The sequence below is a fragment of the Actinoplanes sp. NPDC023801 genome (assembly GCF_040639655.1).
Classification (GTDB): Bacteria; Actinomycetota; Actinomycetes; order Mycobacteriales; family Micromonosporaceae; genus Actinoplanes.
This window is the reverse complement of sequence record NZ_JBFAAI010000013.1, coordinates 221056-242971: the sequence shown is the minus strand read 5'-3', so window position 1 is coordinate 242971 and position 21916 is coordinate 221056. Positions and strand designations below refer to the sequence as shown.

The 21916-nt window shown below is 71.0% G+C and carries 16 protein-coding genes; 8 read left to right on the top strand and 8 right to left on the bottom strand.

What is annotated here, in order from left to right; translation table 11 throughout:
• Positions 1-144 precede the first annotated feature (144 nt).
• Complete coding sequence (locus AB0G04_RS23925) at positions 145-1380, bottom strand: histidine kinase (RefSeq protein WP_360986605.1); 1236 nt, start codon at positions 1378-1380, stop codon at positions 145-147.
• A 528-nt stretch (positions 1381-1908) separates the two neighbouring features.
• Complete coding sequence (locus AB0G04_RS23920; protein WP_360986602.1) at positions 1909-3852, bottom strand: DNA polymerase IV; 1944 nt, start codon at positions 3850-3852, stop codon at positions 1909-1911.
• A gap of 253 nt (positions 3853-4105) precedes the next feature.
• Between AB0G04_RS23920 and AB0G04_RS23915 the strand changes: the two genes are divergently transcribed.
• The 3 genes from AB0G04_RS23915 to AB0G04_RS23905 are packed head-to-tail and all read left to right on the top strand — an operon-like array spanning position 4106 to position 9146.
• Positions 4106-6211: a sigma-70 family RNA polymerase sigma factor gene (locus AB0G04_RS23915; protein WP_360986599.1), complete on the top strand. Its 2106-nt coding sequence runs from the start codon at positions 4106-4108 to the stop codon at positions 6209-6211.
• A gap of 59 nt (positions 6212-6270) precedes the next feature.
• Positions 6271-7314 carry a MoxR family ATPase gene (locus AB0G04_RS23910; protein ID WP_360986680.1) on the top strand — a complete coding sequence of 348 codons (1044 nt, stop codon included), beginning with the start codon at positions 6271-6273 and terminating at the stop codon, positions 7312-7314.
• Positions 7315-7361: 47 nt separating this feature from the next.
• The gene (locus AB0G04_RS23905; RefSeq protein WP_360986596.1) at positions 7362-9146 is read left to right on the top strand and encodes a hypothetical protein; all 1785 of its coding nucleotides are present in this window, start codon (positions 7362-7364) and stop codon (positions 9144-9146) included.
• 56 nt (positions 9147-9202) lie between these two features.
• Here AB0G04_RS23905 and AB0G04_RS23900 read toward each other — a convergent pair whose 3' ends face one another.
• The gene (locus AB0G04_RS23900) at positions 9203-9694 is read right to left on the bottom strand and encodes a hypothetical protein (protein WP_360986593.1); all 492 of its coding nucleotides are present in this window, start codon (positions 9692-9694) and stop codon (positions 9203-9205) included.
• Between the two features lie 102 nt (positions 9695-9796).
• On the opposite strand from AB0G04_RS23900, the gene AB0G04_RS23895 reads away from it, so the two are divergent.
• A complete protein-coding gene (locus AB0G04_RS23895; RefSeq protein WP_360986590.1) occupies positions 9797-11041 on the top strand; it encodes an NYN domain-containing protein in 1245 nt (414 codons plus the stop codon).
• 31 nt (positions 11042-11072) lie between these two features.
• Here the strand turns inward: AB0G04_RS23895 and AB0G04_RS23890 are convergent, their stop codons facing one another.
• The gene (locus AB0G04_RS23890; RefSeq protein WP_360986587.1) at positions 11073-11606 is read right to left on the bottom strand and encodes a helix-turn-helix domain-containing protein; all 534 of its coding nucleotides are present in this window, start codon (positions 11604-11606) and stop codon (positions 11073-11075) included.
• 186 nt (positions 11607-11792) lie between these two features.
• Between AB0G04_RS23890 and AB0G04_RS23885 the strand changes: the two genes are divergently transcribed.
• Positions 11793-13979 carry a glycoside hydrolase family 3 C-terminal domain-containing protein gene (locus tag AB0G04_RS23885; RefSeq protein ID WP_360986584.1) on the top strand — a complete coding sequence of 729 codons (2187 nt, stop codon included), beginning with the start codon at positions 11793-11795 and terminating at the stop codon, positions 13977-13979.
• Between the two features lie 9 nt (positions 13980-13988).
• Here AB0G04_RS23885 and AB0G04_RS23880 read toward each other — a convergent pair whose 3' ends face one another.
• Positions 13989-14363, bottom strand: coding sequence for a response regulator (locus AB0G04_RS23880; protein WP_360986581.1), 375 nt, complete (start codon positions 14361-14363; stop codon positions 13989-13991).
• A gap of 136 nt (positions 14364-14499) precedes the next feature.
• Here AB0G04_RS23880 and AB0G04_RS23875 point away from each other — a divergent pair, with 136 nt between their 5' ends.
• From AB0G04_RS23875 to AB0G04_RS23865, 3 genes are all read left to right on the top strand, one after another.
• A complete protein-coding gene (locus tag AB0G04_RS23875) occupies positions 14500-14784 on the top strand; it encodes a hypothetical protein (RefSeq protein ID WP_360986578.1) in 285 nt (94 codons plus the stop codon).
• A 240-nt stretch (positions 14785-15024) separates the two neighbouring features.
• The gene (locus AB0G04_RS23870; RefSeq protein WP_360986575.1) at positions 15025-16854 is read left to right on the top strand and encodes an anthranilate synthase family protein; all 1830 of its coding nucleotides are present in this window, start codon (positions 15025-15027) and stop codon (positions 16852-16854) included.
• Positions 16855-17054: 200 nt separating this feature from the next.
• Positions 17055-17327, top strand: a complete 273-nt coding sequence (locus AB0G04_RS23865; RefSeq protein ID WP_360986572.1) for a hypothetical protein — start codon at positions 17055-17057, stop codon at positions 17325-17327.
• A gap of 50 nt (positions 17328-17377) precedes the next feature.
• On the opposite strand, the gene AB0G04_RS23860 is transcribed toward AB0G04_RS23865, so the two are convergent.
• From AB0G04_RS23860 to AB0G04_RS23850, 3 genes are all read right to left on the bottom strand, one after another.
• A complete protein-coding gene (locus AB0G04_RS23860; RefSeq protein WP_360986569.1) occupies positions 17378-18160 on the bottom strand; it encodes a hypothetical protein in 783 nt (260 codons plus the stop codon).
• Positions 18161-18403: 243 nt separating this feature from the next.
• Positions 18404-19141, bottom strand: coding sequence for a hypothetical protein (locus AB0G04_RS23855; protein ID WP_360986566.1), 738 nt, complete (start codon positions 19139-19141; stop codon positions 18404-18406).
• 73 nt (positions 19142-19214) lie between these two features.
• A complete protein-coding gene (locus AB0G04_RS23850) occupies positions 19215-21893 on the bottom strand; it encodes a glucosidase (protein ID WP_360986564.1) in 2679 nt (892 codons plus the stop codon).
• Between the last annotated feature and the right edge of the window lie 23 nt (positions 21894-21916).

Below are 21916 nucleotides of genomic sequence, written 5' to 3'. Positions count from 1 at the left end.
CCCGGCTCCGGCTCGGTACGGCTCGAGGCGCCCGCCCTCACCGCCCGGCCACGCCGGACGGCCCTGACTACCCGGCCGCTCTGGGCGGCTTTTGGTACCCGGCCGCTCCAGGCAGTCTTCACTGCCCGGCCGCTCCGGGCGGAATTACTGCCTGACGGCTCCGGGCACATGCAGCGACACCGTCCAAGTCTCGCCGTCATGGCCGCAGGTGAGCTCGGCACCGATGCCCCGGGCCCGCTCCCGCATGTTCCTCAGCCCATGACCGCCCGACGGGGCCGCCTCGGAGACCACGGGATTGCTGACCCGGACCCGGCGGCCGTTCCCTGCCTCGGTGAGCTCGACGGTGACGGTCGTTCCCGGGGCGTGGCGCATCGCGTTGGTCAGGGCCTCCTGCACGATCCGGTAGACCGCCTGCCCGGCAGCCCCGGACATCGGCTCCCGCCACGAGGACCGGAACTCGACCGTGGTCCCGGCCCGGCGCACGGTCTCCACCAGGTCCGCGACATCCTCGGGCCCTTCCCGCGTACGCCCTCCGGCAGTGGAATCCCCCTCACCGGCACCCCCGGGCGACGGCATCTCACCGGAACCGGCAGGAGACTCGGGCGGGAGGACCGGCTCGGCTGGCCGGGCAGGTTCGCGGGACACGGCCGGGCGGAGGGTGCCGAGGGTGGTCCTCAGTTCCGTCATGGTGCGGCGGCCGGTGGCGGCGATCAGGTCCAGCGTGTCCGGGTCGGCGTGCCCGGCCTCGGCACGTGCGGCCGCCCCCTCCGCGAGTACCACCATGACGGTCACCGAATGTCCGAGCAGGTCGTGCATGTCCCGGGCGATCCGATTGCGCTCCTCAGCGGCGGCATGGCGCGCCTCGGCCTGCCGGAGGGCCCGCTCGGCGGCAACCCGCTCCTCGAACTGGCGGGTCTCCCGGCGCCGCGCCGCGGTCAAGGTGCCGGCGAGCCACGCCACGATCGCCGCCAGCCCCAGGTCGAGCCACTCGTAGGGCTCCGACTCGGACGGCCGCAGAAACAACACGCCCGGCGCCGCGACCAGCGCAAGGGCAAGGAGGGCGTACGAGTCGACGCGCCGCCCGTACGCCGCGATGGCATGAAGCGCGACCAGCGGGCCGATCGGCACCATCGGGCTGGGCCACCCACCCAGACCGAACATCACCGCGCTGGGCAAGATGAGAAGGTTGGCGAGCAGCGGGTTCCGCCGACGCAGAACGAGCGGCAGAGTGATTCCGGCCAGCACGACATATGCCCAGGCCGGGGCGTTCTGCGCGGTCAGCGGTAACAGGCTGACCGCGAAGGCCAGCATCCCGATCGCCGCGTCGGCCACCAGTTGCCGCCGGCCTGTCCCGGCGCTCGGTTCGAACCGCCGCGACACCGCCCGCCGAACCCTCTCGGCAAGCGGCTCCACACCGACGGGCCCGTGCCCGCTCGCCTCTGACTCACCCGATTCCACCCTCACCCCAGTCCCCGACCCAGACCGCCCCGTCCCCTGACACCTCGCCGGCCCGGCATCGGTCCACCGCCGCCCACTGCACGCCGCCAATTGCCCGCCGCCCACTGCACGCCGCACGCCGGCTGCCGTCACCCGCCGACCGTCATCCTCCCTCCCTCCTTACCTCGCGCTGCCCTGCCGCCGCCGTCACCCACCCGCCGCAGCTCTATGTCGCCCGCCACCGTCGCGATGTCGTGACGTTGCGGTCGCCCACGCGGCACAAACTCACAACCTCCACGATGCCCACGGACAACCCGCTGGCGGCGGGCAAGGTGGTCGCGGCGAACCGGCGGCGTGAGGGTCGCGGCGAACCGGCGGCCAGACGGTCGCGGCGATCAGGCGGCCGGGCAGCGGCCAGGGATGCAGCTCACCGGTGTCTGGCAGGGACGGCTCGGCCGGCGTCCGTTTCCGTCACGACGGGGTCGTGGTGACGGGAATCAGCCAGTCGGGAGGGTCTGCGGGCTGCAGGCGCGGATCGTCGATGAAGAAGGTACGCACGGGGCCCGGTGGGGTGTGCGGCCCTTCGAAGCGGACCGTCACGCGGCCGACACCGCTGCCGCGAACCCACCCAGGGCCGTAGTCGTCATGCCGGACGTCCTGGCCGGGACGCCATGTCGGGACGATGCCCGGCACAGATTGGCCCACCGAAACGGCAGCCTGCGCAGAATCCCTCGGCGAAGGAGCAGTCTGCGCAGGTGGGCGGCCCGCACCAACAGCCGAACCAGGATGACTAGCTGAAGCGGCAGCCGAACCAGGATGACCGGCCGAAGCGGCAGCCGAACCAGGATGACCAGCCTGCTCGGAAGACCCGAGCGAAGCGGCAGGCGAAACGGAAGCGCCGAGCGAATCAGCGACCGGCGCCGATGGGCCGACTGGAACAACGGCCGGCACCGGCGGGAGTATGACGGACGGTTCCAGTAAGGGGGACGCCCGCGGTCCGGGATCCCCGGGGTCGGCTGCCTGAACCGATGGAGGGGCCGGCACAGCGGACGACACCGCAGGCGCGGGGAGCACCCCGGCCGTAGGAAACGCGGAGGACGGCGGAACCGGGGGTGGACCGGCCGACGACGACTCGGGCGGTGACGCCCCGCCAGCTGAAGACGGCCTGGGCGGTGACGCCGCACCGGCAGGGGACGACCCGGGCGGTGACGCCGCACCGGCTGGGGACGGCTCGGCGAGTCTCGGAACCGCTGCGTTCGGCGAGCGAGCCGGGAAGGTTTCCCCGGACGGTGTCTCCTCCTCCTCGGGGAACGGGAAGGACAGTACAGGTGGGTCCTCACCGGCGGCGGTGAACAGGTCGTCCTGGGCGAAGTCGGCAAGGGTGGAGACGCCGACGCCGAGGAGGCGGACGCCGCCGGAGGTGTCGACCTCGGCCAGGAGGCGGCGGGCCAGCTGGGCGATCAGGCGGCCGTCGTCGGTGGGCTGGTCGCGGGTGATTGCCCTGGTCACGGTGGTGAAGTCGGGGTGACGGACCTTGATGTTGACGGTGCGGCCGGTCAGGCCGGAGCGGCGTAGGCGACCGGCGACGCGGGCGGCCAGCAGGTCCAGCTCGCGGTTGAGGCGGGGGTTGTCGGTGAGGTCGACGTCGAAGGTCTCCTCGGCGGAGACGGATTTGGCCTCGCGCTCGCTGACGACGGGACGGTTGTCCTCGGCGCGGGCCAGGCGGAACAGGCCGTGGCCGTGTGCGGTGCCGAACCAGTCGACGAGGTCGTCGAGCGGCACCGCGGCGAGCTGGCCGACGGTGCGGACGCCGGCCCGGTGCAGGCGCTGCTCGGTGGCGGGGCCGACGCCGCCGAGCCGGCGGACGGGCAGCGGGTGCAGGATGTCGAGCTCGGCGCCGGCCGGGACGATCGTGAGGCCGTCCGGCTTGTTGAGGTCGGAACCGATCTTGGCGAGGAGTTTGCTGGAGGCGGCGCCGATCGAGCCGGTGACCCCGCCGGTGGCGACGGCGATCTCGGCCTTCAGGCGCCCGGCCAGCTCGGTGATGCCGGCCAGGCTCAGGTCGTGGCCGGTGACCGCGAGGTCGATGTAGGCCTCGTCGATGGAGACCTGCTCGACCAGCGGTGACACCTCGGCGAGCAGTTTCATCACGACTTTGCTGGTCTTCTGGTACGCCGGGAACCGAGGGGACAGGAAAGCCGTGTTGGGCGGGCAGAGCCGGCGGGCCTGCGCCGTCGGCATGGCCGAGTGGGCGCCGTAGGCACGTGCCTCGTAGGAGGCGGTGGCCACCACGCCGCGACCGGCGACCCCGCCGACGATCACCGGCTTGCCGCGCAGCGAGACCTTGTCGCGCTGCTCGACGGCGGCGAACATCGCGTCGAGGTCGACGTGCAGGATGCTGGGTTCCCTCCTCACGATCGCAGCCTAAGCACCCGGTATGACAAAACCGAGCCCATCATCGGTGGCGGAGAGTAGACGCCATCGACTGGGAGCGATACCAGCGAGCCGTGGGAGCCGCTTTACAGGCCTTCGAGAGCTGTGCCACGATACGGCTCGATCGCAAGTGAATGAGCATTCTCGCAGCTAGTGGACACGAATTCCGAGCAACGCAACGACGAGCTCCGATGCGTGCCGTCCGCGAGGCCACTTCGATGAAGGAAGCGGAACGGTGACGGAGAGTCAGATCACGCGGGTGCGCGGCGTTGCGGACCTGGTCCGTGCCGCGCAACGTGGGAACGTGCACGCCCGGGACGAGCTGATCACCGGTCACCTCTCGCTGATCTACAACATCATCGGCCGCGCGCTGAACGGGCATCCGGACGTCGATGATCTGGTGCAGGACACCATGCTGCAGGCGATCAACGCGCTGAGCGGGCTCCGTGACCCGGAGCGGTTCCGGTCGTGGCTCGTCGCGATCGCGTACCGGCGGGTCCAGATGCACATGCGCTCGCGCAAGATGACGCTGACGCGCCACCATCCGGAGCCGGTGGACGTACCGGACCCGGTCGGTGACTTCGCCGAGCGCACCACCGCCGAACTGGTCGTCGCCGAGCAGCGGCGGGAGCTGGGTGAGGCGGTCCGCTGGCTGGAGGACGGCGACCGGGAGTTGCTGGGCCTGTGGTGGCAGGAGGCGGGCGGTGAGCTGACCCGGGCCGAGCTGGCGGCCGCGCTGGACGTACGGCCGAAGCACGCCGCGGTCCGGGTGCAGCGGATGAAGGCGCAGCTGGAAGTGTCCCGCGCGGTGGTCCGGGCGCTGCGGGCCAAGCCGATCTGCCCGGCACTGTCGAACACGGTCCGGTTCTGGGACGGCAACGCCGACTCGGTGTGGCGCAAGCGGCTGGCCCGGCACGTCCGGGACTGCCCGAAGTGCCACCTCCACCAGGCCGGGATGGTGCCACCGGAGCGCCTGCTCCTCGGCATGGCGGCGATGCCGGTGCCGGTCGCGCTGTGGGCCGGGATCCAGTCGGCGTTCCAGAGCGGAGCGGCCGCACCGGCGCTTGCCCCCTCTCTGGTCGCGCACACACTGGTGCAGCACAAGACCCTGGTGGCCGCGGTCACGGCGGCGGTCGTGGCCGGCGGCGGCCTGACCCTCGCGGTGGTGAACGAACCGGACAACCCGCAGGCCATCACACCACCGCGGACGGTCACAGCCGCTCCCGCGGCACCCGCGCCCACCACGGCGGCGCCCGGGAGGAGCACGGCGCCGAGCGCGAGGGCGACGCCGACACAGCGGGCCGTGACCGGCCTGGGTGTGGGGAAGGCGGACATCTACGTCGCCCCGAACGGCTCGGACGACGGCGACGGCAGCCTGGCCCGCCCGTACGCCTCGATCGCCAAGGCCGTCTCAGTGGTGAGGCCGGGTCAGACCATCGCGCTGCGCGGCGGGACGTACCGCCCGGCCGGTCCGCTTTCGATCACCACAAGCGGCACCGCGGCGCAACGCGTGACGCTGGCCGGGTACGGCTCCGAGCGCGCCGTGATCGACGCCTCCGGTATCCCGGCCGACCGGTGGGCGATCACCCAGCGGGCGTCGTACTGGACTGTGCGCGACCTCACGGTGACCGGTGCCCGTAACGCCACCTGGACCTGCCTGGCCTGCCGGAACAACGTCTTCGAGCGGCTCACCGTGCACGACAACGCCGGTACCGGGCTGATGCTGCGCGACCCCGGCACGGCCGGCAACCAGGTGCTGGACAGCGACTTCTACGCCAACCGGGGTTCCGGCCTGGCGGTGCAGTTCGGTGACGGTGACGGCAATCTGCTGCGCGGCAACCGGGCGTTCCGCAACGACGGTGACGGCATCAACCTGGGTGCGTACGGCAGTCCCGTGCAGGTGCAATACAACTGGTCGTACCGGAACGGGGCGAACGGCTTCGCGGTCGGCGGCGGTGCCCCGAACCCGGCCGCGGCCGCCCACCGGGTACGGCACAACGCGTCGTGGGGCAATGACGGGCACGGCTTCGTCGACGAGGGCAACACGGCCGCGATCGAACTGGGCAACAACACGGCGTACCGCAACACCGGTTTCGGCTTCTCGATGACGACCGCACCGGCGGTGCTGCGCAACAACGCGGCGCTCGGCAACACCCGCGGCGATCAGGCGGTGTCGGCCGGGGCGAAGCCGGACGGCAACAGCTGGCAGGTGGAGGGGTTCGCCTTCCGTTCGCGGGACGCGTCCACCGCGGAGGGGGCGCGCACCGCTGCGGCGAAGCTGCCCGGCACCGACTATCTGTCCACCGGCAACGGCATCGGGGCCTCGATGTCCGGCGATTAATCCGGATGCACGCCGATCAGTGGAAAGCCAGACTGAGCGGCGTGCATTCCGCGATCACGGTGACTCCCGCCCAGCTGCCCGGCCTGCTTCTGCATGTCGCGGTGGCCAGGCCGGTGTTCCTGTGGGGCGCCCCGGGCATCGGCAAGAGTTCGCTGGTCCGGGACTTCGCCGACTCGCTGGGCCTGGAGTGTGTCACCCTGGTCGGCACCCAGCTGGCGGCCGAGGACCTGATCGGGGTGCCGGAGCTGCGGGACGGCCGCAGCCGGTTCGCGCCGCCCGAGTCGATCGCGCGCGACGAGCCGTACTGCCTGTTCCTGGACGAGCTGAACTCGTCGAGCCCGGAGGTGCAGAAGGCCTTCTACTCGCTGATCCTGGATCGCCGGATCGGCGCGTACGAGCTGCCGCCCGGCTCGATCGTGATCGGCGCGGGCAACCGCTCGAGTGACAACGCACTGGCCCGCCCGATGGCGTCGGCGCTGGTCAACCGCCTGATCCACGTACATCTGCGGGCCGCCTGGGCGGACTGGTCGGCCTGGGCGCAGGAGGCCGGCATCCACCACTGGGTGCTCGGCTATCTCACCGAGCGTCCCGATCACCTGTGGTCGGCACCGCCCAAGGTGGAGGAGCCGTTCTCCACCCCGCGCAGCTGGCACATGCTCTCCGACGCGCTGCGGTCCTACGGTGACGGCATCGACGAGGAGACGGTGCGCCTGCTCGCCGCGGGCACGCTCACGCCGGCGCACGCCACCGCCTTCGGCGGCTACGTCAAGATCGTCCGGCATCGGTACGGGCTCGACGCGATCGTTCGCGGCGACGCCGGCTGGCCGTCCCGCCCGGACGACCGGGACCTGCTCTACTTCCTGGCCGAGGCGTTCCGCGCCCGCCTGATCAAGGATCTGCCGGCCGGCAAGGCGCACGCGTCGGCGAACCTGCGCCAGTTCGCGCACCGCGCCAAGGCGATGCTCGTCGAGCTCGCCGAGCTGTCGCTGGAGTGCGGCCGCCTGGTGATCGCCCCGGACGCCGACGGCCACCCGGTGCTGCCGGCGTGGTTCCTCGTCGAGGTGAGCCGTGACCTGCCGCGCCTGGTCGCGGCACGGACCTGAGATGGCCACCGCACCGCCGCTTCCGCTCGATCAGGAGCGACACTGAGATGGCCCGTAAGCAGCGGCAGCCGGAGGCCGACCCGAACACGCTGGAGTTCCGCAGCGCCTGGAGCGAACTGGCCGGGCATCCGCTGTTCGCGCCGATGACCGAGCGCGACCATCCGCGGCCGGAGGTGACGGTCACGATGATCGACCGGCCGATGACCGCCCTGTCCCGGGTGTCGGTGGACGGCCGGATCACGGTGAGCCGGGCCCGGCGGCTGACCAAGGAGGAGTGGCGCTGGGTTCTCGCACACAGCCTGCTCCACCTCGGGTTCGACCACCTCACGCCGGAGTCCGAGCCGGACGGCGCGTCCCTCGCGGCGGCCTGTACCGCGGTGGCCCGGTTCCAGCGGGCGGTGAAGCTCGGCCGGGAGCCGGACCCGTTGCCGGAGCCGCTGCCGTCGGCTGACGAGGCGGACCTGGCGGAACGCTGGCGGCGGCACGGCGTCCCGGCGGAGCTGTCGATGGCACCGGATCTGGATCTCACGCCGGTCCGGTTCCGGGCCGGGCACGAGCCGCTCTGGGCGGACCGGTTCGCTCTGGGGTTGTCCGCGGCGGCGGCCGCCGGGGTGGAGGTGGCCGGTGGCGCTCGCGAGTCGGTCGCCGGACGCGCTCCGGCCCGGCACCCGTGGGAGCTGGCGATGAGCTGGTTCATCGGGTCGTACCCGCTGCTCGGCGGGGTGGCGGCCGGGTTCACGCTGGTCGCCGACGGTCCGCTGGCCCGGGCCTGGGACATCTCGATCGCGGCGGTGTCGGCGGAGGCCGGCGAGATCTACGTCAACCCGTGGCGGTCGATGACCGAGGACGAGTGGCGGTTCGTGCTGGCCCACGAGCTGCTGCACGTGGCGCTGCGGCACGCCGACCGGGCGGGCGCCCGCGACCCGTACCTGTGGAACGTGGCCTGCGACTTCGTGATCAACGGCTGGCTGGTGGAGATGGGTGTCGGGGTGCTGCCGGACGGGGTGCTGCACGATCCGGAACTCGCCGGGGCGTCGGCCGAGCAGGTCTACGACCGGATCGCCGGGGATCTGCGCCGGATGCGGAAACTGGCGACGCTGCGCGGCCAGGGTGCCGGCGACATGCTGGGCGAGCCGCTGCCGTGGGCCGGACGGCGGGGCGGCGGCGTGGACCTCGACGAGTACTGCCGGCGCGCACTGCTGACCGGTTACGCCTATCACCAGAGCGGGGAGCGGGGACTGCTGCCGTCCGGTCTGGTCGCCGAGATCCGGGTGCTGGAGCAGCCGCCGCTGCCGTGGGACGTGCGGCTGGCGCGCTGGTTCGACGAACACGTGCCGATGGTGGAGCCGGTGCGGTCGTACGCCCGGATGTCCCGCCGCCAGGCCGCGACGCCGGACATCCCGCGTCCCGGCCGGCACCGCCCGGAGGAGGCGGTGCCCCGGAACACGTTCGGCGTGGTGGTGGACACCTCCGGGTCGATGAGCGCCGAGCTGATGGGCAAGGCCCTCGGTTCGATCGCGTCCTACGCCACGGCCCGCGACGTGCCGGCGGCGCGGGTGGTGTTCTGCGACGCGGCCGCCTACGACGCCGGATATCTGCGGGTCGAGGAGATCGCCGGGCGGGTGCGGGTACGCGGCCGGGGCGGCACCGTCCTGCAGCCCGCGATCGACCTGCTGGAACGCGCCGGGGACTTCCCGCCGTCCGGGCCGATCCTGGTGATCACCGACGGGGAGTGCGATGTGCTGCGGATCCGGCGTCCGCACGCGTTCCTGATGCCACGGGGAGCCCGGCTGCCGTTCACCCCGCGCGGCCCGGTGTTCAGCCTGCGGTGAGACACCGCAGTGGCCCCGTGGCCGGCGGCGGTGAAACGCCGCCGTGGGCCCGCTGTTCAGCCTGTGGTGAGTGTTTCCGGCACCCGCCAGTCCGGGTAGGGCTCGTCCTCCGGGTCGCGTTCGGGGCCGCCGGCCGCGGTGGCACGCAGCAGCAGTGAGGTGCCGTCGGCGGCCACGATCCGCAGGCCGCGGGGCACCTTGCCGCGCTGCCCGGTCGGTCCCAGGTCGGCCAGCGCTACCGGCTGCCAGGACCGGAACTCCGGCGGCCGGGCCGCGTCGAGCAGCAGGGTGGCCAGCACCACGGCGCGGTCCGGGCGGTTGCCGCGGGGTGGCGGCAGGCGGTCCGGGGCCGGCAGTTCCGTCTCCGACGGCCACACCGCACCCCAGAGGTACGCGAGAGCACCGTTGACGTAGCGGATCCGCAGTCCCGCGGGTGACGGCCCGCCGGGCGCCGGGTCCGTGCCGAAGCGTTCCACCGCCTCGATCTCGGGGTGCCCGCCGGCCACGAGGAGCGTCTCGAGTACGTCGAGTGCCTGAGATAGATGCAACGGGCGGCTCCGATCCGTCGGGGTGGTGTCGTCGTCGCAGTCAACGGGCTTTCGGAGCGTGCCGACCGCCCCCGCTGTGCGACGCGGGGTAGGTTTTCGGGCATGGACCGCGTACGCACCGCGCTGTACCTGGACTTCGACAACGTGTTCAGCGCTCTCATCCGGCAGGACCCCGACGTCGCGATCCAGTTCGCCGAGGAGCCCGGTGCCTGGCTGTCACGGCTGACCACGTCGCTGACGGTGGAGGCGCCGCGCCGCTGGCTGATCCTGCGGTGTTACATGAACCCGGGTGGCTGGGTGCCGCATCCGGACCCGTCGAGCGGATTGCAGCGGCTCTACTACTCGCGCTTCCGGCCGTTCTTCGTGAACGCGGGTTTCGAGGTGATCGACTGCCCGCGCCTGACGCACACCAAGAACGCCGCCGACATCCGGATGGTGGTGGACGCGGTGGACGCGCTGGCCGACGAGGTGACGTACGAGGAGTTCGTGATCGCCTCCGGCGACTCGGACATGACGCCGCTGCTGGTGCGGCTGCGCCGGGCCGACCGCCGGACGACGATCGTCTCGCCGGCCGACGCCGCGCTGGCGTTCACCTCGATCGCCGACCGGCTGATCACCAGCCAGGAGCTGCTGGAGCTGGTGCAGGGCGAGCCGGTGGACAGTGACGAGGACGCCGTGGTGGTGAGCCCGCCCGGCGAGCCCGAGGCGGAGGCCTCCTACGAGCAGTTCCGTGACCTGGTGAGCTGGCGTTACGCCGCGGCACCGGGTCCGCTCAACCTGGCCTCGCTGGCGCACGACCTGCGGAGGCAGCTGGGCACCGGCGTGGACTCGTCGAACTGGTTCGGGTTCGGCGGGTTCGTGCGCGCGCTGGAGAGCCTGCGGCTGCCGCACGCCAAGTTCTCCAACCACTTCGTCTGGGACGACAGCCGCCACGGCCCGCCGGAGTCGCCGGCCACCACCGGCCCGGCGCCGGAGCCGATCGTGCGGCTCAGCGCGCCGCTGGGACTGCCGCGGCTGCCGCGGGAGATGTGGCCGCCGGTCTACCGGGCGCTGGCCGACTACGCGTCGACGCACCACTTCAACCTGACCGAGGCGACCCGCTGGGCCCGTGACCTGCTGGCCGAGCAGGGAGTGGACGTGAGCAGGTCGGCGATCGCGTTCGTGACCCGCGGTACCGCCTTCGGCGGGGCGCCGCTCTACCGCCAGCCGCCACCGGACGCCGAGGAGATCGCCACGGCGTTCGCCGACAATGTGCTGAACCGGGCGGACGCGGCCGCGATCGCCCTGACCGACGAGGAGTGCGCCCAGGTCCGATCCTGGCTGGGCGCCGCCGACCCGAAAGCCTGAAGCGTCACCGCCGCCGGCCCGGAAGCCTGATTCAGGCGAAGAGCCGTGCGGCGGCCGCTTCCCACGCGCTGACCAGGTCGACCGTCTCCGGTTCGCGCAGCCATTGGATCTGCAGGCCGTCCATCATGGCCACCACCTGGGCGGCAAGTTCGCGGGCACCGGCCACCTCGCCGGCCAGGGCGGTGAACTGGTCGAGGGTGCGCCGCTGGCGGGCTTTGAAGTAGGTGTGCGCCGGATGCCCGGGGGCCAGCGACTCCGCCTCCAGCACGGCGAACAGCCGGACGATCTCCGGCTGCTCGGCGTTGCGTGCGACCAGGGCCGAACACACCTTCGGCAGGGTGATCCGGGCCGGTTCCTCGGCCCAGAACTGGTTCACCGGCATGCCGAGTTTCTGGGCGAGCGACTTGGCGTCCTCCTCGTCGCGGTACTCGAGGACGGCGACGAGCAGACTGTCCTTGGAACCGACGTGGTGCAGCATGCCGGGCACGGTCAGTCCGCAGCCGTCCGCGACGTCCTGCATCGACAGCCCCCAGAAGCCGCGCTCGGCGATCAGTTTCGTCGTCATCTCGAGGATCTGACGGCGTCGCTCGGCGGCGGGTAACCGAGCGCGGTCGCGGCGGAACGGAGGGGAGGTGTGCACAGGTCTTTCCTACCAGCAGCCCCTTGCGAGACCGTCTCTGACCTGGCTATGTTTCGAAGCAGTTAACACCTAGTAGGTACTAGGTAGTGGAGCCGGAGCATAGGCGGACGCATGGAGCTCAGCACCTCGGAACAAGCGGCGATCACCAGCGGCCACGACTTCTGGCACACCGAGGGGGTCGAGTCCGCGGGGATTCCCTCCGTCACCGTCACCGACGGGCCGCACGGGGTGCGCATGCAGGCCTCCGGCGGCGACCTGCTGGCCGGGGTGCCCGCCACCTGCTTCCCGCCGGCCGTGGCCAGCGCCTCCACATGGGACCCGGAACTGCTGCGCCGGATGGGTGCGGCACTCGGCGACGAGTGCCGGGCACAGGACGTGGCCGTGCTGCTCGGACCGGGTGTCAACCTCAAGCGCAGCCCACTCGGCGGCCGCAACTTCGAGTACTTCTCCGAGGACCCGATCCTGACCGGTGTGCTCGCCACCGAGTGGGTACGCGGCCTGCAGAGCAAGGGCGTCGGCGCGTCGCTCAAGCACTTCGCGGTCAACAGCCAGGAGACCGACCGGATGCGGGTCAGCGCCGACGTCGACGAGCGCACCCTCCGGGAGATGTACCTGCGGGCCTTCCACAAGGTCGTCACCCGTGCCCAGCCGTGGACCGTGATGTGCGCCTACAACAAGGTCAACGGGGTATACGCCAGCGAGCACCACTGGCTGCTCACCGAGGTGCTGCGTGGCGAGTGGGGCTTCGAGGGACTGGTCGTCTCCGACTGGGGTGCAGTCGTCGACCGCGTCAAGGCGGTCGCGGCCGGCCTCGACCTGACCATGCCGGGGCCGGACGCCGACGGCGACCGGGCCCTGGTCGCCGCGGTCGAGTCGGGACGGCTGGCCCCGGAGGCTCTGCGGAGGAGCGCGGAGCTCGTACGCAAGATGATCGAGAAGGCTGGGGACCGGCCTGCCGGGACCTATGACCCGGACGCCCACCACGCGCTCGCCCGGGAGATCGCCGGACGGGCGATCGTCCTGCTGAAGAACGACGGCGACCTGTTGCCGCTAGACGGCACACAGAGGATCGCGGTACTCGGTGAGTTCGCGCGGACGCCGCGTTACCAGGGCGGTGGCTCCTCGCAGATCACCCCGACGAAGCTCGACAACGCGCTCGCCGAGATCACCGCGGTCGCCGGGCAGACCACCTTCGCCCCGGGTTACACCGGCACCGGCGATGCGGACGAGAGCCTGCTGGCCGAGGCCGTCGCGGTCGCACGGGAAGCCGACGTGGCGGTCGTCTTCGTCGGCAGCGTGCACGAGACCGAGGGCGCCGACCGCGAGTCGATCGACCTGCCGGCCGCCCAGCTCGCACTGGTCGAGAGGGTCGCTGCCGCCAACCCGAACACGGTCGTGGTGCTCTCCAACGGCGCTGTCATCGCCACGAAGCCGTGGGACGAGCAGGTCCCCGCACTGATCGAGGGCTGGCTCCTCGGGCAGGCCGGCGGCAGCGCGATCGCCGACGTGCTGTTCGGGCGGGTCAACCCGTCCGGCCGGCTCGCCGAGACCATCCCGGTCAAGCTCGCCGACCACCCGTCCTACTTGGACTTCCCTGGCGAGCACGGCCACGTCCGGTACGGCGAGGGCTTGCACGTCGGCTACCGGGGCTTCGACGCGCGCGGTCAGGAGGTGGCGTACCCGTTCGGGTTCGGCCTGTCGTACACCACGTTCGGTTACGGAGCCGCCCGCGCGACGGCCACCGCCACCGGCATCGATATCCGGGTGCCGGTCACCAACACCGGCGGGCGGGACGGTCGTGAGGTGGTGCAGGTCTACGTGAGCCTGCCCGGCTCGCGGGTGCGGCGCGCCCCGCGTGAGCTGAAGGCGTTCGCCAGTGTGCCGATCGCGTCCGGCGACACCGCCGAGGCCGTGCTGACCGTCGACCGCGAGGATCTGGCGTACTGGGACACCCGGCTCGGGCGGTGGATCGTCGAGGGTGGTGAGTACCTGATCGAGGTCGGCGCGTCGTCACGCGACGTGCGGGCCTCGACGACCGTGCACGTGGCCGGCGACCCGGCCCGGGTACCGCTGACCACCGAGTCGAGCGTCGGGGAGTGGCTCGCCGACCCGCGCGGCGCCGAGGTGCTGGGTGCGGCGTTCGCCTCGGCCGCCGGTGACGGCCCGACGGCGGCGATGACCGTGAACCCGGAGATGCTGATGATGCTCGGGAGCCTGCCGCTGAGCCGGATGGCGGCGTTCCCGGGCAGCCCGCTCGACGCCGCCAGCCTGGACAAGATGGTCGAGGCAGCGAACTAGGACGTCAGATCACGCGCGAGCCCGCGTGAGCAGGGCCTGGATCCGGGACACCAGCTCACGCGGGCTGAACGGCTTGGTCACATAGTCGTCGGCGCCGGCACTGAAACCGCCCTCGACGTCCTGTTCCTGGACGCGGGCGGTGAGCATGATGATCAGCATTCCGGCGGTGGCCGGGTCGGCACGCAACGTCCGGCACACGTCGATGCCCGAGAGCCCCGGCATCGACACGTCCAGCACCGCGAGCGCCGGAAGGCGACTACGAGCCGTCTCCACGGCGGCCTGACCGTCACCGACCGCAAGCACCTCGAGTCCGGCCTGTTCCAGTTTGAAGGCCACCAGATCCCGGATGTCGGCGTCGTCGTCGGCCACCAGAACGGTCGTCACGCGGTTTCCCCCGATCCGTTGGCTATGTGTGATCGGACCATATCCCGATATACCGCATGGTGCGGGTGATGTCTACAAATCTGGCCCGCAACCCGTCCGCAACCCGAAGGGGCCCGGCCTGCAGCCCGCAGACGGTGTGCTGAATCCCGAACACGCCACCGCGCACGACAACGGCTGGGAGGAACCGATGAACGCGACGATCGACCACATCCGCTGCGAAGCCCTCTTCGCCTCCGATCTTCAGCGCTCCTGGAAGCCGACGCCCGAACTGATCCGGGCCGCGGTGACCGACGTAGTGGACCGGATCGGCGAGACGGGATGCGCCGAACGGGTCGCCCAGGAATTCGGCGAGCACCCCGACTGCGCGATCGGGCGCATGCGGTGGGCCCGCGACGCCGTCCGGCTGGCCTTCGCCGCCTGAACGGACCTTTCATCTGTACGGGCCCGCGACGCCCGTACAGATGAAGGGTCTGGCGCCGGCCCCCGGCCCGCCGTAAGCTTCCCGCCATGCGCGTGAACTTGACCATCCCCAACTTGACCATGTGGTGGCCCGCCTGACCGGCGGCCCACCTTCCGCGCGCACCACACGCGGCCGCCTCGCTGAGGCGGCCTTTTTCATGGCCGGATCTCGGCCCGGTGGCCCTCACCGAAACGAGGGACCATGCCATTCGCCCTGCTGCACCGCGACGGCGCCGACCACGTCGAAGTCCTCACCGGCGACGTCGTCACCGTCGCCACGCTCGACGAGATCCCGATGAACCCCGGCACGCCCGTGCTCGCCGTCATCCCGTACCGGCAGATCACCGAACGTGGTTTCGACTGCGTCGACGACGGCGCTCCGCTCGAGTGCCTGCTGGTCAGATCGCGGCACCGTGAGCCGCTGGCGAACTTCCCGGCCGGCGACATCACGCTGAGCGACGGCGGCTTCGACCTGTCCGACGACGAGTACGGCCGGATCGTCGAGGAGGTGCTCCGTGACGAGATCGGGCACGGCGAAGGCGCCAACTTCGTCATCCACCGCACCTACACGGCCAGGTTCTCCGGGGACCCGCGTGCCGCCTTCGGCCGGCTGCTCGCCGGTGAGCAGGGCACCTACTGGACCTTCCTGGTCGACACCGGGAACCGGATCCTCGTCGGCGCCACCCCGGAACGGCACGTCAGCGTCCTCGACGGCATCGTCATGATGAACCCGATCAGCGGCACCTTCCGCAACGGTTCCGGCGACATCCTCGACTTCCTGCGCGACCCCAAGGAGATCGAGGAGCTGTACATGGTCCTCGACGAGGAACTCAAGATGATGGCATGCGTCGCCGAGCACGGCGGTCAGGTCGCCGGCCCGTATCTCAAGGCGATGGCCCGCCTCACCCACACCGAATACCTGCTGGCCGGCCGTGGCTCCCTCGATGTCCGCGCCGTCCTCCGCGAGACCATGTTCGCCCCCACCGTCACCGGCAGCCCCATCGAGAACGCCTGCCGGGTCATCGCCCGCCACGAGCGCCGCGGCCGCCGCTACTACGCCGGCGTCCTCGCCCTCCTCGACCACGACGCGGCCGGCCGGCAGACCCTGGACGCGCCGATCCTCATCCGTACCGCCGAGATCACCCCCGACGGCGTGCTGCGGGTGCCGGTCGGTGCCACCCTGGTCCGCCATTCCACCCCGGCGGGCGAGGTCGCCGAGACCCACACCAAGGCGGCCGGCCTGCTGTCCGCGCTGGGCGCGGTTCCGTCCACCCCACTTCCGGTACGCAGTGCCACGCGCTCGGCGGAGGTCCAATCCCTCCTGGCCGCCCGCAACGACGAGCTGGCCCGCTTCTGGCTCGACTCCCGTGCCCCCGGCGCGCTGACGGTCCCGTCCCTCGCCGGGCGGCACGCCGTCGTCGTCGACGCCGAGGACACGTTCACGGCGATGCTCGCCCACCAGCTCAAAGCACTGGGCCTGACGGTCACGGTCCGCCCCTGGAACACCGTGACGACTCTGACCGACGCGGACCTCGTGGTGTTCGGCCCCGGCCCCGGCGACCCGTCCGACCTCGCCGATCCGAAGATGGCGGCGCTCCATCGCATGATCGGCTCGGTACTGGCAGCGGGCCGCCCGCTCTTCGCGGTCTGTCTCGGCCAGCAGTTGCTCGCCTCGCTGCTCGGCCTGCCGCTGGCCCGCCGGGACTCCCCCTACCAGGGTCTGGCCCGCGACCTCGAGCTGTTCGGCACCGTCCGGCGGGTCGGCTTCTACTCGTCGTTCTCCGCGGTCGCCACCGCCCCGCCCACCGGGCCCGCGCCCTCCGGCACCACCATGCGGGTATCCACCGCTCATGGACCGGTGGAGCTGGCCGTCGATCCCGTGGATCGCACCGTCCACGCACTCCGCGGTAACGACTTCGCCGGTGTCCAGTTCCACCCCGAGTCGGTGCTCAGCCGCGACGGCGTCGAGATTCTCCGTGAACTTCTGCCGCCACTTCTGTCGCGGGCGGTTAGCCCCGCGATTCCCGGGTAGCGAAAGGATGTCGGTGGTCCAAGGCGATCGAGAGCCTCTCCTTGGACCACCGACCCGTCTCTCCGGCGGCTTGTTCACCTCTTACCGACGGCTTGTTTACTTCTTAGAGGTGAAACACGGGCGGAGCAGGCTTGCGCGGGTTTACCGTCGCCACGTGTACGGGTATCGGGGCTGGCGTTGCTGACCACCGGAGGACAACCTTGGCCGAGCCGCATGTGACTCTCGACCCGCAATCCCTCAACCCCGTGGAGCAGAAGCTGCGCGGCCCGTTGGAGGATCAGCTCAGTTCCGCACTTCAAGCCGCAACCGTCAAGGTCGAGCAGCACTACGCCGGGGAGAGTGTCGAGCAGGTCGTCTCGATGCTCCTGGAGCAGGCGAAGGCCGGTCTGCACCCGGACATCGCCGCCGGTTTCCACCCGGACCACGAGCAGTTGCGCCACGTGGCCGAGGTGATCGTGACCCGCTCGCACTGACCTCTGCGCGGATTCCGGGTGTACCGCACCCGGAATCCGCACAGACAAGATCAGGAGCGCAGTATGTCGGCGGCGGGCGGCGCCTTGACATCCACGGGAGCGACGCCGAAGTCCGTGAACTTCACGGCGGACTTGGCGGCCACCTTCGCCGCGTCGCCCTTCGGCGTGAACCGATAGTCCACCAGCCGGCCCGTGCCGTCGAAACTCGCCTCGAACGGCATGCTCCGCAGAGCCGGGTCGTCAGGGGCGCCAGGGTTCTGGCCCATCGACTGGGCCAGCTTCGTCAGGTCGATCGTGCCCGTGACGGTGTCGGCGTCGACCCACTGCACGTCGGCGGCCATCTCGAGGCCCTTGGTGGTCTGGGCCGGGTCGAAGTCGGCGAGCGGCCCCATCGGACCGGAGGCGGCGACCTTGCGCCACTTCCTGCCGTCCAGGCCGGGCCCGCCCTTGCCGTTCGCCATCTCGATCTTCACGTAGGCCGCCCCGTCGACCACCCGGACGATGGTCGTGGCCTCCTTCCCGGGGGTCGTGCTCGTGAGCACGAACTCAGAGTTCCGGCTCGACGGATCCACCACGCCGGTCATCGACCCCTGCCCGCCCATGGTCGTGGTGAACCGGTAGCTGTCCTTCTTCAGCGCTTCGAGGGACGCGGCGAGTGCGACGGCCGCGTCAGCCCGCTCCACCGCTGCGCTCGTCGGCGCACTGACGACCGTGGCGCCCGGCTTCACCGCCCCGTTGCCGTTCCCGGCATCGCCGGCAGCACAGCCACCGGCCGCAAGCATCGCCACCAGCAGCACGCCGGCACCGCCGCCGCTCATGGTGCGCCCACCCATTCGTTCCTCCCCCGCTGACGCTCCGGTCGACCCCGCCGGCCGAGCCGAACTGTATGCCGCCCACCGACTCACCGGCCGCGGGGCCGATTGCCGTCCGTGGCCCCTTGCGGACCACCGTTGCGCGCGCAGCCGCCGGCCGCGAGTCCGCGGCCAGCACGACGGCAATCAGCACCCGGCCGTTCATGATCCTCCCCGTCCGAAGGGGCCACTCCAGCGACGACCCGGTGGACGGAGTTGAGCCGTTCAGGACTTCATGACGTCCTTGGCGGGCGGGGCCTTGATGTCGACGGGCGTACCGAAGTCGGAGTACCTCATGTCGAACTCGTAGGCCGCCTGGTTCCCCACGGCCGGCATCGTGAACTTGTAGGCGACCAGGCGCCCGTCGGCGATGTCGGCCTGGAACGGCAGCTTCGTGGAGGACAGCTTGCCGAGGACCTCGGTGCCCATGCCGAGCTGCTTGGCCGACTTGGCGAGGTCGATCGTGCCCTTGACGGTGTCGTCGTCGACCCACTCGACCTCGGCGGCGGAGTTCAGGCTCTTGGTCATCTCGGTGGCGTCGAAGTTGCCGACGGTGCCCATGGCACCGGAGTTCTCCAGCTTGCGCCACTTCTTGCCGTCGAAGCCGGGGAGCCCGGACGACTCCTTCAGCTTGATCTTGATGTACGTGACCCCGCCGACGACCCGCAGCGTCGTGGTGCCCTCGGCGCCGGCCGACGTGCTCTCCATGACGAACTCGGCATTCTTGCTGGCCGGGTCGGCAACACCGGTCATCGTGCCCTGGTCGCCGAGGTTCACGGTGGTCTTGAAGGTGTCCTTCTGCAGTTCGGCGGCGGCCGCGGTGAGCGCCGCGGTCGCGTCCTTCTTCGCCGGAGCCTCGACGCCGGTGCCGGTGCCGGTGCCGGTGGTGCCGCTGTTGCCGGCACAGCCACCGGCAGCGAGCAGCGCGGCCAGCATGACGGATGCCATGGTTCGCTTGTTCATGCGTCCTCCCCGTTGAGGCACGGCCCGTACGACCGGCCTCCGAGTTGGCCACTTTAGCGACAAATGCCGATCTCTAGCGCGCGGGGCCGGACCTCAGGTTGAAGACGAGGTCGAGCACGAGCGCCGACCATCCGGTCTGATGCCAGGCACCGAGCCCCGCGCCGTTGTCGCCGTGGAAGTACTCCGGGAAGGCGATCAGATCCTTCCAGTCCGGATGGGTCTGGAACAGTTCGGTGGCACCGTAGATGGGCCGCCGCCCTTCGGAGTCGGGCACGAAGAGGCCGATCAGCCGGCGGGACAGGTCGTCGGCGATCTCACCGAGGCCCCGCTTGCACTGTGAACCGGTCGGATACTCGGCCTTCAGGTCGTCACCGTAGAACTCGGCGTACTCGCGCAGCGCCTGCACGAGCAGGTAGTTGACCGGCATCCACACCGGACCACGCCAGTTGGAGTTGCCGCCGAACAGGCCGCTGGTGCTCTCGGCCGGTTCGTAGCCGACGGTGAAGTCCGAGCCGCCGAGCGAGACGGTGAACGGCTTCTCCAGGTGGGCGCGGGAGAGCGTGCGCAGCCCGTACGGCGAAAGGAACTCCTCCGGGTCGAGGAGTCGGGCCAGGATCCGCAGCAGCTGGTCCTGGCCCACCATGCTGAGGAGGCGCTGCTGGCGCCGGTCGGCGCCGCCGAGCCGCCGCGCGCTGATGACGTCGCCGAACTCGCCCTGGTGATGCAGCATCCAGCGGACCCGGGCGTTGATCTCGGGCAGCCGGTTGAGGGTTTCCGAGGTGAGCCGGGTGGTGGCGGCGAGCGGCAGCAGGCCGACGATGGACCGCGCCTTGAGCGGCAGCCTGTGACCGTCGGGCAGGCGCAGCACGTCGTAGAAGAAGCTGTCCTCCTCGTCCCACAGGCCCTGGCGGTAGGCCGCCTCGGCGATGTAGGTGAAGTGCTCGAAGAACTTGGTGGCCATGTCCTCGTAGGCCCGGTCGTGCCGGGACAGCAGGATCGCGATGTCCAGCAGGTTGAGCGCGTACATCGCCATCCAGCCCGTGCCGTCGGACTGTTCGAGCACACCGGCGACCGGCAGCGCCGCGGACCGGTCGAACGGGCCGACGTTGTCGAGGCCGAGGAAGCCGCCCTCGAAGACGTTGTTGCCGCCGACGTCCTTGCGGTTGACCCACCAGGTGAAGTTGAGCAGCAGCTTGTGCATCACCCGGGACAGGAAGTCGAAGTCGCGCGAGCCGTCGATCTTGAACACCTGCAGGGCGGCCCAGGCGTGCACCGGCGGGTTGACGTCCGAGAACGACCACTCGTACGCCGGGATCTGCCCGTTGGGGTGCATGTACCACTCGCGGAGCAGCAGCGTGAGCTGACCCTTCGCGAAGCCCGGGTCGACGCGCGCGATGCTCACACAGTGGAACGCCAGGTCCCACGCGGCGTACCAGGGGTACTCCCACGGGTCGGGCATGCTGATGACGTCGAAGCTGTTCATGTGCCACCAGCCGTTGTTGCGCCCGTAGCGCCGGCCCGGTGGCGGCGGCGCGTTGCCCGGGTCGCCGCGCAGCCACTGCTTGACGTCGAAGTGGTAGAACTGCTTGCCCCACATCAGACCGGCGACGGCCTGCCGCGCGACCTCCTTCTCGTCGTCGGTCGCCGCCTCCGGCAGCACCTCGTCGAAGAACTCGTCGGCCTCGGCATGCCGGGTGCGAATCACCTCGGCCCAGCCGTCCCCGAGGTCGGCGGGCGGCAACGGGCGGTCACTCTGGGTGAGACGAAGCCGGAGGGTACGAGTCTCCCCCGAGCCCATCCACAACCGGTAGTGCAGCGCGCCCTTGGTTCCGGTGCCGGCCGGGTTGACGGTCGGCGTCCGGTGGATCAGGTGGTCGTTGATGCCGTCCTTCGGGTACGGGCTACGGCCCGGCAGACCCCACAGGCGCTGGGCGTTGGTCTCGTTGTCGCACATCAGCGCGACCGGTGCGCCCTGTCCGTCGAGGGTGATGTGGCCGAGCGACCGGTGTTCCCCGGCGAGGCGGCCGGGTGTGCCGGTCATGGTCGGCTCATGCCGGTTCGGCAGCCCCCACGACCACGTGTTGCGGAACCACAGGGTGGGCAGCACGTGCAGGGTCGCCGGGTCGGGCCCGCGGTTGCTCACCGTGATCGCGATGCAGACGTCCTGCGGCCCGGCCTTGGCGTAGTCGACGGTGACCGCCCAGAACCGGTCGTGGTCGAAGACGCCGGTGTCGACGAGTTCGTACTCGCCCTCGTTGCGGGACCGGGCCCCGTTGACCCGGACGAGCTGGTCGTACGGGAACGCGGCCTGCGGGTAGTGGTAGCGCCAGCGCATCCACGAGTGGGTGGGCGTGGAGTCCTGGTACCACCAGTACTCCTTGGCGTCCTCGCCGTGGTTGCCGCCGTCACCGCCGAGGCCGAACATCCGCTCCTTGAGGATCGGGTCCTTGCCGTTCCACAGGGCGAGCGCGAATGCGAACGTCTGCCGGTCGTCGCAGAGGCCGGCCATGCCGTCCTCGTTCCAGCGGTACGCCCGGGAGCGCGCGTGGTCGTGCGGGAAGTAGTCCCACGCCGTGCCGTGCTCGCTGTAGTCCTCGCGAACCGTCCCCCAGGCACGCTCGGCGAGGTAGGGACCCCACGCCCGCCACGGCTGCTCCCCGGAGTCGGCCTGAGCCAGGCGCACCCGCTCCGACACGTCCGTTCTCACCCCCACTATCCCGGAGTCGATCACACTGAAGACTGTCACGCTCATGTGTCAAGTGAGGGTTGTTCGCG

What these genes read in the sequence shown, in the direction of transcription:
- AB0G04_RS23870 (WP_360986575.1), top strand. Translation starts at nt 15,025, where the DNA reads ATGCCATTCGCCCTGCTGCACCGCGACGGCGCCGACCACGTCGAAGTC.
- AB0G04_RS23885 (WP_360986584.1), top strand. Translation starts at nt 11,793, where the DNA reads ATGGAGCTCAGCACCTCGGAACAAGCGGCGATCACCAGCGGCCACGAC.
- AB0G04_RS23905 (WP_360986596.1), top strand. Translation starts at nt 7,362, where the DNA reads ATGGCCCGTAAGCAGCGGCAGCCGGAGGCCGACCCGAACACGCTGGAG.
- AB0G04_RS23860 (WP_360986569.1), bottom strand. Translation starts at nt 18,160, where the DNA reads ATGGGTGGGCGCACCATGAGCGGCGGCGGTGCCGGCGTGCTGCTGGTG.
- AB0G04_RS23890 (WP_360986587.1), bottom strand. Translation starts at nt 11,606, where the DNA reads ATGACGACGAAACTGATCGCCGAGCGCGGCTTCTGGGGGCTGTCGATG.
- AB0G04_RS23850 (WP_360986564.1), bottom strand. Translation starts at nt 21,893, where the DNA reads ATGAGCGTGACAGTCTTCAGTGTGATCGACTCCGGGATAGTGGGGGTG.
- AB0G04_RS23895 (WP_360986590.1), top strand. Translation starts at nt 9,797, where the DNA reads ATGGACCGCGTACGCACCGCGCTGTACCTGGACTTCGACAACGTGTTC.
- AB0G04_RS23855 (WP_360986566.1), bottom strand. Translation starts at nt 19,141, where the DNA reads ATGAACAAGCGAACCATGGCATCCGTCATGCTGGCCGCGCTGCTCGCT.